General features: G+C 68.7%; 7 protein-coding genes. All 7 read right to left on the bottom strand.

Features of this window, described 5'->3' with window-relative positions; genetic code table 11:
* Window positions 1–43: 43 nt before the first annotated feature.
* Complete coding sequence (gene fadD32 / locus KV203_RS00930) at window positions 44–1,984, bottom strand: long-chain-fatty-acid--AMP ligase FadD32 (RefSeq protein ID WP_066474649.1); 1,941 nt, start codon at window positions 1,982–1,984, stop codon at window positions 44–46.
* A gap of 214 nt (window positions 1,985–2,198) precedes the next feature.
* A complete protein-coding gene (locus KV203_RS00925) occupies window positions 2,199–3,227 on the bottom strand; it encodes an LLM class F420-dependent oxidoreductase (protein WP_373279266.1) in 1,029 nt (342 codons plus the stop codon).
* An 85-nt stretch (window positions 3,228–3,312) separates the two neighbouring features.
* Window positions 3,313–5,475: a bifunctional diguanylate cyclase/phosphodiesterase gene (locus KV203_RS00920; RefSeq protein ID WP_066474647.1), complete on the bottom strand. Its 2,163-nt coding sequence runs from the start codon at window positions 5,473–5,475 to the stop codon at window positions 3,313–3,315.
* Between the two features lie 245 nt (window positions 5,476–5,720).
* Window positions 5,721–6,689, bottom strand: a complete 969-nt coding sequence (locus KV203_RS00915; RefSeq protein ID WP_066474645.1) for a cutinase family protein — start codon at window positions 6,687–6,689, stop codon at window positions 5,721–5,723.
* Entirely contained in the window at window positions 6,686–7,300 is a 615-nt protein-coding gene (locus KV203_RS00910; RefSeq protein ID WP_083530321.1) for a DUF732 domain-containing protein, read from the bottom strand. Before KV203_RS00910 ends, KV203_RS00915 begins: the two co-directional genes overlap by 4 nt.
* Before the next feature lie 106 nt (window positions 7,301–7,406).
* A complete protein-coding gene (locus tag KV203_RS00905; RefSeq protein WP_066474639.1) occupies window positions 7,407–9,236 on the bottom strand; it encodes an alpha/beta hydrolase-fold protein in 1,830 nt (609 codons plus the stop codon).
* Between the two features lie 206 nt (window positions 9,237–9,442).
* On the bottom strand, window positions 9,443–10,456 hold the full coding sequence (locus KV203_RS00900; RefSeq protein WP_066474637.1) for an alpha/beta hydrolase: 1,014 nt from the start codon (window positions 10,454–10,456) through the stop codon (window positions 9,443–9,445).
* Window positions 10,457–10,584 lie beyond the last annotated feature (128 nt).

Here is a 10,584-nt window from a genome sequence, read left to right as displayed (position 1 = left end):
GTCGTCGGCCATCACGTCCCCAAATTACTGGCGGTGGGTGGATTCATTCCCCGAGACTGCTCGCGACGGTTTGCCGGGCCGCGGGGTCGTCGGCAACCGCGTCCGGGAACGCCTGCTGCTGGTACCCGCCGCGCAGGGTGCCCTCCAGATAGGCCGCCTTGCAGGCCCGGCGAGCGATCTTGCCGCTGGAGGTACGCGGGATCGAGCCGGCCGGAACCAGGAGCACGTCGCGCGCGGTCACCCCGTGTCGCTGAGCGATCGCCACCCGGATCTGCTCGGCGATCGGCCGCGGATCGGCCTTCCCCTTGCCGGCCGCGCGCTCCGCGACGATCACCAACTGCTCGGAGGTGTCGTCCGGATCCTGCTGCAAACCCGTGTAGCTGTCCTCGAACACCACGTCGGGCAGCTCGTTGGCCGGCACCGAGAACGCCGCGAGGAAGCCGGGCCGGATCGCGTCGCTGGCCTCCTGCGCGGAAAACTCCAGGTCTTGCGGGTAGTGGTTCCGGCCGTCGACGATCACCAGGTCCTTCACCCGGCCGGTGATGCACAGCTCACCGTCGATGTAGACCCCGTAGTCGCCGGTCCGCATCCAGTCGGCATCGGCCGCCGTACCGTCGGCGTGCGACCGCTCGGGTTGCCGCGCAACGAGGCGGTTCCGGAAGGTTGCCGCCGATTCATCCGGCCGGCCCCAATACCCGATGCCCATGTTGCCGCCGTGTAGCCAGATCTCCCCGACCACACCGTCCGGTCGCTCGGACCCGGTGTCCGGGTCGACGATCACCGCCCACTGACTCAGCGCGACGTAGCCGCAGGACACCTGGCTGATCGCGTTCTCCGCGTCCGCGTCGACCTTGACCGCACGACCCGCGTTCAGCTCGGTGCGGTCCAGATAAACCACCTTGGCTTCGTCCTCGTGCCGGGTCGCCGAGACGAACAAGGTGGCCTCCGCCATGCCGTAGCACGGCTTGATGGCGGTCTTCGGCAGCCCGTACGGCGCGAACGCCTCGTTGAACTTCCGCATCGACGACGTCGTCACCGGCTCGCTACCGTTGATCAGGCCGATCACGTTGGACAGGTCGAGCGTCTCACCCGCTCGCGGTAAGCCACGAACCGCGGCATGCTCGAACGCAAAGTTCGGCGCGGCCGCGAACGTGCCGGCGCCATCGGACTGCGCCGCCAACTCCTCGATCCACCGCGACGGCCGCCGCACGAAGGCCATCGGCGACATGATCGTGATGAACTTGCCGGCCATCGCGGGCAGGATCACCGTGAGCAGTCCCATGTCGTGGAACATCGGCAGCCAGGTGACCCCGCGCGAGTTCTCCTCGAACGCCATCCCGTTGATCATCTGGAGCAGGTTCGTGCCGACTGCGCGGTGGGTGATCTCCACGCCCGCCGGAGTCCGGGTGGAGCCGGAGGTGTACTGCAGGTAGGCGATGTCGTCGATCACCAGATCCGGCCGCACCCACGCCTCGCCGACGCTGTCCGGGATCGCATCCACCGCGATCACTCGCGGCCGTTGCGCGGCGGGCAACGGCCGGAAGAACTGGCGCACGCCGGCCGCGGAGCTGGTGGCGGTGAGGATCGCCGACGGCTTGCAGTCACCGAGCACCGCGTGCAGGCGGTCGGTGTGGCCGGGCTCGTCGGGATCGAACAACGGCACCGCGATGGTGCCGGCATAGATCGCCGCGAAGAACGACACCACGTAGTCCAGGCCTTGCGGAGCCAGGATGGCGACGCGGTCGCCGAGCTCGGTGACCTGCTGCAGCCGGGCGGCGACCGCCCGCAACCGGCGACCGAACTGGTCCCAGGTCAGGTCTTTGTACTCACCGTCGCGCTCGCGCGAGTAGTCGATGTAGCGGTAGGCGAGCGTGTCGCCCTCTTCGCGGGTGTGCTTCTCGACGTGATCGACCAGAGTCCTGCCCTCGGGGATCCGGATATTACCGGCCTCATCGAGGTAGTCATCGAAAGTCTCGTCGATCATTCCTTCTCCTCCGAAGCACCGCACCGGGTTGTGCATGCGCCCCGACCAGCTTCGCGTGCGGGTCTACAGCGCCACCCTCGCGGTTCTCACGAGCATTACCTCACCGTCAACGCTGGGCGAACGCCGTATGGCTAGATGGGTCCAAACCAGCAATATGTTACAGACGCTCGGCGGCCGGTCCTACCGGACCGACCACCTGCAACACGCTCGCCCCTCACTGGTCGCGCAGCAACGGGATCACCGGCGCAAAAGCGTCCAGCTGGGTCGGGAACACGCCGACATAGGACATCCCGGTCCGGTCCCGGACACTGCGGATCTGATCGGCGATCTCCTCGAAGGTACCGATCGCCAGGTACGGCGAGGCCAACACGTCGGCGACGTCGAGCTGCACATCCACCTCCAGATTCGGGTACATGCCCTTGTCCAGCGCGGCCAGCGCCGTCTCCACCGTGCGTTCCCGCTCATCGGTGACCACGACCGCCATGATCGTCCAGTTCAGCTCGATGTCGGCGAACCGGTCCCCGGCCGCGGCGCGGATCAGCTGTACCTTCTCCAGAGTCTTCTCGATGGTGATGCCCGAAAGCAAACCCTTGCCGTCCCGGGTGGTCTGCGGCACCACGGAGATGATGTCGGCGTGCTGCGCCGCCAACCGGAGCATCTTCGGCCCACCACCGCCGACCGCGATCGGCGGCCGCGGACCCTGCCGCGGGCGCGGCGTGCCCTTCAGCCCACGAATCTGGTAGTGCTTGCCCTCGAACGTGCATTCCTGCCCGCGCAGCAGCACGTCGAGGATGGTCAGCGCCTCGCCCAGCTTCTCGATCCGCACGCCCGGCGAGTCGTAGGCGATACCGGCCGAATCGAACTCGTCCTTGATCCAGCCCGCGCCGATGCCGAACTCCAATCGGCCCCGGGACAGCACGTCGATCGTGGCCAGATCTTTCGCCAGTACCGCGGGATGCCGGAACCCGTTGGCCAGCACCGACGTACCCAGCCGGATTCGGTCGGTCGCCACCGCCAGCGCGCCGAGCGCGGCGATCGGGCCGACCTGCGGGCCGAGGTGGTCCGGGATCATGAAGCTGTCGTAGCCGTATTCCTCGGCTTGCTGTGCCAGCGCGATGAACTTCCGCGCGCCGCCCTCCTGCTGGTTGCCCTCACCGCCGGCGGCAAATCGGAACGCGCGCGGCGCGGCGCCCGCCGACCCGGCGGCCGCCGACGCGGTATCGGCACTCATCGGCGCACTCATCGGCGGATTCTCCTGACGGACCGGCATGGACGAACGACGACATACCTTAGCCTGCGCCGGCCCGCCCGATCGGCCGGATGGTGACTCATTCGCCCGGACGGGAATCCTGCGGTTCGGCCAACCGCGGCGCCACCTTGTCGATCAGGTCGGTCAGGCTGACCGCCGGCGACCACAGATAGCCCTGCGCAAGGTCGCATCCGACGTCGGCGATCAGCCGGCACTGTTCGCCGGTCTCGACCCCTTCGGCGACCACGGTGATCCCGAGCCGGTGCGCCAGCCGGGTGAATGCGTCGACCAGCTCGCGGCTGCGCAGGCTCGGCCCGGGCCGGGTCTGGCCGTCCGGCACCAGCGATCCGTCGAGCTTGAGCACGGTCGGTGACAGGTGCGCGATCTGCCCGAAAGACGAACTCCGCGCACCGAAGTCGTCGAGCGCGATGCCGACGCCGAGCAGCCGCAGTTGCGCGACCGTGGCCGCGGTGGACCCGCTCGGTGCCACCTGCTCGTCGATCTCGATCACCAAGCGTTTGGCCTCGAGCCCCGTCTCGATCAGGCCGTTGCGGACGGTGTCGACCACGGTCGGATCGGTCAGATCGTCCGCGGACAGGTTGACCGTGAGGAACCAGCCGCGGTCGGCCGGCACTCCGGTGGCGAAGTCGCGCATCGCCTGGCGGAGGACGAAGAAACTGATCTCCCGGCCGTGCCCGGCAGCCTTCAGCAACGGCAGGAATGCCCCGGCGCTGCGCACTTCACCGAAACTGTCGATCATCCGGACCAGCGCTTCGGCGCCGACGATGCCACCGCTGACCGGCGCGACGATCGGCTGGTACCACACGACGATCCGGTTTTCCCGCAGCGCGGCCAACGGCTCGCGGAGGTCCTCGGCCGCGGCCAGTACATCCGCCCGGTCGGCCCACTTGTCCTGGTAGGCCGAACCGTCCGCGCGGGCGACCAGGCTCATCACGTCGTCGCCCGGTTCGGCCACCGCCCAGCCCACCGACGCGGCAACCCGCACGCTCGCGCCGTGCCCCAGGTCGAGCGGATCGCGCAGGGCCAGGGCGACCGCGTGGGCCGCATCGGCCAGCTCGGCCGGGGTATTCGTGTTCCGGCACACCAACATGAACTCGTCGCCGCCGACCCGGCCGAGTACCGCGTCGCGGGCCACCCCGGACAGCCGTTGCACCACCTTCCGCAACACGGCGTCGCCGACGTTGTGGCCGAACGTGTCGTTCACCGACTTGAACCGGTCCAGGTCGGCGTACACCAAGCCGACCGGCTCGTTCTTCGCCAACGCCGAACTGAGTTCGGCGAAGACGACATGTCGGCGCACCGCGCCGGTGAGGTCGTCCACCCGGGCTCGATGTTCCAGGGCACGGCGTGATTCCGCCGCCGATGCGGCCAGCCGCCGGATCTCCACCCCGGCGAGCATCTCGCGCACCGTCACCAGCAACACCACGCCGATCAGAAACGCCAGCGCGGCCTGCGGCCACGTGTCCGGTGGGCGGATCGCCGCGACCAGGGTGAGGACCAACAAGACCAGCGGGACCAGCATCCGGGAATGCCGGTCGGGTGCGACCGGATCGATCTCGCTCATGATCGAGCGGGCGATCAACAGCAACCCGGCCGCTCGGAGCAGACCGGCGATGGACCAGCCGAGATCGGCAAACTGCAATGCCGAAAAGGAGGTCTGGTTACCGCCGTAGATCAGTCCGATATCGCTGGCGTAGAGGACCACCGCGCTGGTCGCCACCAGCCCGTTGCGGAGGCCACCGACGCTGATCGCGATCAGGCACGAGGCGACCACCAGCACCGCGTCGGTACTCAACAGCGCGACCGCGTACCCGGTTCGGCGAACGTCCAGCGCCGTTCCGTCGGTCCAGATCGCCGCGGCGAAGGCGACCAGCATCAGGAAGGTCGCGCCCTCCAACAGGCCGCGCCGGGGGCCACGCCGGACCATCCAGGCCAACACCAGTACCCCGGACGCCGCCCAGGCGACCTGCGCGGCGAGGTAAACCCACTCCAGCAACCAGGCCCGGTCGCCGTACCGGTCGGTGGTCCCCGGCAGCAGCCCGATCAGGTCGGCCACCAGCCACAGCTCGCAACCCACCGCAGCCAGGTACATCGGCAGGGCCCGCGGCGACGCACGGCAGAGCTGCCAGGCAGCGATCACCGCGAAGTAGCTGGAGAGGATCCGGAGCGCGCCCGGTCCACGCCATTGTGGTTCGACCCACTGCGCCGCGATCAACGCCACGGCACACAGCACAAAGAGTCCCGACGCATTGCGGGTATTGCGAACCCGCGGGACGACAGGACTCGACGTGCGGACACCCTCCGACCGCGTCGGGCCGCTTTTCATGATCAACATCATCACAGGTATCCCGCTGAATGGGTAAATCCAGACAAAGCGTGTCAGGTAACCGAGTGATACCAAACAAGACTCGGACTTCGTCCACGGTAGCCCGAGGGTCGCCGGTGTTGCCGCCCGACGCCCCCACCTCAGGAATGCGGGGGTTGTGGCGCCCCGTCGATCAGGGCCGACGCCCACGCGGCCGTCCATTGGGTCGCGGTGGTCCCGTTCGGGTCGACGACGAAGCTCGCGTACTGGCCGTGCACCGGGTTGCCCACGGCGCCGAGCAGGGTCTGCACGCTGCCCAGGATGTTCGTCGGGGTCAGCGCGTTGCGCGGGGCATCGCAGATCAGATCGCCCGGCGCGCAGATGGTGTTCACCCGGTCGGCGAGCGCGCCGAACCCACCGTCGCGCGGACCGGTCATGCTGATCCCCGGCACCTGGATACCGCGCAAGGCCACCTCGGCGCCGATGCCGGACGGGTCGGCGCCGATTTCGTTCGCCTGCCCGGCCACCCGACGGCCGTCGGCGATCAACGTCACCCCGAGCACCTGATCGGCCGGCACCGGGCCGTCACCGGCACCGATCCGCGCCGCCAGATCTCCGGCGATCACCGCACCCTGGGAGAAGCCGGTCAACACGAAGGTGGTCAACGGACAGTTCGCATGCATGCCGGACAAGACCTCGGTGGTCCGCCGGGTGCCTTCGGTGCGGCTGTTGTTGTAGGACTGTTGCCCATCCGGTGGCAGCGCGATCGGGTTGGAGAACTGCGCCACGTACGGGACGGTGTAGACGTCCACCCGGCCGGCCGGAAACTGCTCCTGCACCGGCCGGGTGACGTTGAGCAGCAACGCCGCCGGGTTCGCCGCCGGCGCGTGCGGATCGTCGGCATCGGTCGACTCCCAGGTGCCGGGGATCGCCACGAACTGGACGTCGGGACAACTGGCCGGTTGGGACTGCGGCAGCGGCGGCCCGGGCGGCCCCGGCGGAGCCGGCTTGGGCAGCAGACCGGCCAGGACGTACCAGAGCAGGAGCGCCAGCGCGACGATCGCCAGCGCGAGCAGCGCCAGCAGCAGAAGCAACCGGCGCCGACGTCGTCGAACGGCTGGACGGGTCACGTGCAGTACGTGGACTTGGCCGTGTCGAGGTAGATCTTGCCGGCCTCCTCGGCCGAATGTTTACCGCCGGTGACCGACTCCTCGCTCCCGGCCATCGCATTGACGAACGTAGCCAATTCCTCGTCGGTAGCGCCCTGCTGCACGCCTTGACAGACATAGGCGCCGATGGACAACGCATTCTCCCCGTTGCCGGACAGGGTCAGTCCCTGCTTACGCAGCGCGTCCAGGTACGCGGCTTCTTTCGGGCTGGCCGCAGCGCTGTCGCCGGACGGGGCTGCGCTCTGCGCCGGTTGTGCCTGTTCACCCGCCGGCGGTGGCACGGCGGCCGGGGAACCGGCCGCGGCCGAACTGCTCTCGGCCGGCGCGCCGGATTCCGGGCTGAGCGCATCGGAACTCGATGCCGGCGCCCCGGGCGCGGGGGCAGCCGCGGATGCGGTGGCGGCCGGCGCCTCGGGTGCGGACGCCGCCGAACTCAGCGTCGGGGTGTCCGACGCAGTCGAATCGTTGCCGCAAGCTGCGAGCATTCCACTCGCCGCGACACACAGAACAACTGCGGCGGCCGCACGGCGAGCACCGCGGCGTTGCCGTCCGGGCAGGTGCGCAGAACGCATACGGTCGGATCTCCTCCACTGATGGACCGATGAATCGGCACCAGCCTACGGACCACCGACCGATTCGGCCGGTACCGGACCGATGCTGTTGCCCGTGCCACACCGATCACGGCAACGCGAGCACCGCCGCCTGCCCGTCGCGCAGCTGGATATTGCCGAACTGGAAGTTCTGCTGCGTGCCGCCGGCGATGTCGAACTGGTCGCCGGTCGGGAAGCCGAGCCGGCCGTTCTCGTACCCGGCCGCGCGCCAGGCGTCGAAGATCGGCCCGTTCCGGACCGACCAAGCGCCGGTCAGCGGACTCCAGTAGATGCTGCCGCCTTCGAACTCGGTGAACTTGCCGAAATCCTTGATCGACATCTCCTCGGACTTGGGGAATCCGAGCGGGCTCTCCTCGTACCCGAGCCCGGCATACTTCTCCATGATCTTGCCGAGCACCGCGTGCGTGCCGGCCGCATCTACCGAATACATCGTGCCGATCTCGAATCCCTGCACGTCGGCCGGCTTGTTCGGAATCCGGGCCTGCTCCGACACCGGGTAACCGAGCGGACTGCGCTCGGCACCCTGCTGCACCCAGGTATCCCGGATCCGGCCCGCGACGACGTGCGCGCCGGTCTGCGGAGTCCAGTAGACGGCACCATGCTCGAACAGCTGGAACCGGCCCCGACCGTCGGGCGCGGCCTGCTCCGGGCCGAGCGGCAGACCCAGCGCATTCGCCGCCGGGTAATAGGCACCGCCGATTCGGCCGGCAACCGCATGGGTACCGGTAGCACCGCTGATCAAGCGCCCGAACCGGAAGTCCTGCGCGGTCCCGCCCGGCACGCCGTAGGTGCCGGTGACGCAGTCGCCCAGCCACGCGTTCACCGCGAGTGCCGCACCGAACGCGCCGTCCGGGCCACAGCTCGGCTTGCCCGCGTCCACCCCCAACGCGGCAGCGGCCTGGGGCCAGGATTGCCGCATCTCGAAATCCCAGTACGGCCACGTGTGCGTGCCGGCCGCCCGATACCGCACCTCGGCCGGAATGCCGAGCTTCTGCAGCTTGGTGGCGAAATTTTCGGTGGTCAGCCGGGAGAGCACCTCCAGCCCGACGCCGGCCAAGTTGGTGGTCACGCCGGGGACACCGTTGACCTGATCGCTCTGCCCGGCGAGGCCGGTGCCGCTGGACAGGTAGAGGCTCACCCCGCGAAGCTGGTCGGCCAGCACGTACGGGTCGTGCGCCGGCCATTCCGGTCCGGTCTTCGGCCCCCACATCGCATGCGAATCGAAGTTGCCCGCATCCCGCAGCGCGAAGCCGATGGCTTCCGGCATGCCCAGGGTGGTGGTGGACAGAAAGCCGGAGTAGGCCGCGGCGTACTTGAAGAAGCCTTCGTTGCGCGCGGCCAGGAACATCGCCGAGGTGGCCCCCATCGACAAACCGGCCACGCCGCGAACATCGGTCGTCCGCCACCCGTCGGACAGCAGTGGTGGCAGCTCCTTGGTCAGAAACGTCTCCCACATGTAGCGGCGCCCGTTGTCCGGCTGCAGCCAGTCGGAGTAGAAGCTGCCCTGCCCGCCGACCGGCAGCACCACGTTGACGTTCTTGTCCGCGTAGAACTCCTCGGCGCCGGCGTCGAGCGTCCACCCGCTTTCGGTGTCCTGAGCACGCAGCCCGTCCAGCATGTACAACGCCGGGAATCGCGCCTCCGGCCGGATGTGCCAGTCCCGAGCGAGCAACAACTGCACCTGGATCGTCGCGCCCATCGACGGTGAATCGATCCACAGCGCTACTCGGCGGTCGGTCAACCAGTCCACCCGCCGCACCGACGCGCTGTCCGCCGCCCCGGCCACCGGCGCGGTGGCGGTCGCGATACCCAGCGCAAGCAGCATGGCCAGGAACACGCCGACGAGTCGCATCGCCGCGCCGCGCATCGGCGCGTCCCGTATTGCAGCCCCTCGCATCGCAGCCTCGCTTTCGTCGTGCCGGGTGCCGTACCGGGACCTTTGTAAACCGACGAAGATCGGAATTTGCTGCGCCGCGCGGGGCTAAATATAGCTAATGTGATCTATGTTGCGAATGTTACCGGGATGATTCCGCAGCGTGACTCGCGTTCGAACGAACGAACCGCCGCCCGGCACGATGCCGAGCGGCGGTCCGAGCGGAGCGACTAACGCGCGTCGAGCGCGTCCAGGAACATCGGCCGCGACTTGGCCAACTCACCTTCCCAGTACTTCCACGAGTGGGTTCCCGTCGCCGGGAAGTCGAAATGGGCCGGAACGCCGAGCGAGGCCATCCGGACCTGGAAGGCCCGGGTATTCACCAGCGACAGCGCCTCCAAGCCCATCGCGTTCACCGTGTTGAACGCGCCGACCAGCGAGTTCGGCTGATCGTAGCGGCCCGGCAGGCCACTGGCCGCGGAGATGTAGAGCGGCATCCCCTTCAGCTTCGGCGCGAACACGAAGGGGTCGTTGCGCAGCCAGGCGGGGCTCCACGGCGGACCCCACATCGAGTCCACGTTGAATCGGCCCGCGTCGAGCATCGCGACCCGGATCGCTTCGCGCATCCCGGGCGCCGAGATGTTCAGGTAACCGGAGTAGGCAGCCGCCGACTTGAACTGATCGCGGTGGTGCGCAGCCAGGGTGAGCGCGGCGCTACCGCCCATCGACAGCCCGGCCACGGCGTTGTTCGTCTTGGAAACTCCGCGGGCCGCCAGGAACTCCGGCAGTTCCTCGGTGAGGAACGTTTCCCACTTGTAGGTGACGTTCTGCCCGTTCAGATTGCTCGGTGCGTACCAGTCCGAGTAGAAGCTGGACTGCCCACCCACCGGCATCACCAGGGTGACGTTGTCTCCGGCGAACTGCCGCAGCGCATCGGTCTCGAACGACCAGGCATTGCGGTCGTTGCGCGCGCGCAACCCGTCGAGCAGGTAGAGCGCCGCGTTGCCGCCCCGCGAGGCCCACTGGACCTGCACTTTGATCGGGCCCATCCCGGACGGGACGACGAGATCTTCGGTGCCGCCGGCCGGCGCGCGCAGCGCCGGTGCCGTCAGCGGCGCCGCCTCGGCGATCGTGCCGCCGGCCAACCCCGCCGCGAAGGGCGCGACCAGCGCGACCGCGCTCGCCCGCAGTATTCGCCGGCGCCAGCGCACTCGCCGAGCCGAGGCTGCGTTGCCACCACGCATCTTCTCTCGCACTCCTTCGACCGTCCATCCGGCACCCGGTCGCGACCGGCTACCGCGAGCTGTAGCGATGGGCAAAACCGACACACCGCGTTCGATCGAAGAGACCTTATCGTGTCCCGCCGGCGATG

This window comes from Skermania piniformis, from assembly GCF_019285775.1.
Taxonomy (GTDB): Bacteria; Actinomycetota; Actinomycetes; order Mycobacteriales; family Mycobacteriaceae; genus Skermania; species Skermania pinensis.
The sequence above is the reverse complement of the archived record's forward strand: the minus strand, read 5'-3'. Positions and strand labels throughout refer to the sequence as shown.

Bases quoted from the DNA above. Each gene is read 5' to 3' on its own strand.
- fadD32 (WP_066474649.1), bottom strand. From the start codon at position 1,984: ATGATCGACGAGACTTTCGATGACTACCTCGATGAGGCCGGTAATATC.
- KV203_RS00925 (WP_373279266.1), bottom strand. From the start codon at position 3,227: ATGAGTGCGCCGATGAGTGCCGATACCGCGTCGGCGGCCGCCGGGTCG.
- KV203_RS00910 (WP_083530321.1), bottom strand. From the start codon at position 7,300: ATGCGTTCTGCGCACCTGCCCGGACGGCAACGCCGCGGTGCTCGCCGT.
- KV203_RS00905 (WP_066474639.1), bottom strand. From the start codon at position 9,236: ATGCGAGGGGCTGCAATACGGGACGCGCCGATGCGCGGCGCGGCGATG.
- KV203_RS00900 (WP_066474637.1), bottom strand. From the start codon at position 10,456: ATGCGTGGTGGCAACGCAGCCTCGGCTCGGCGAGTGCGCTGGCGCCGG.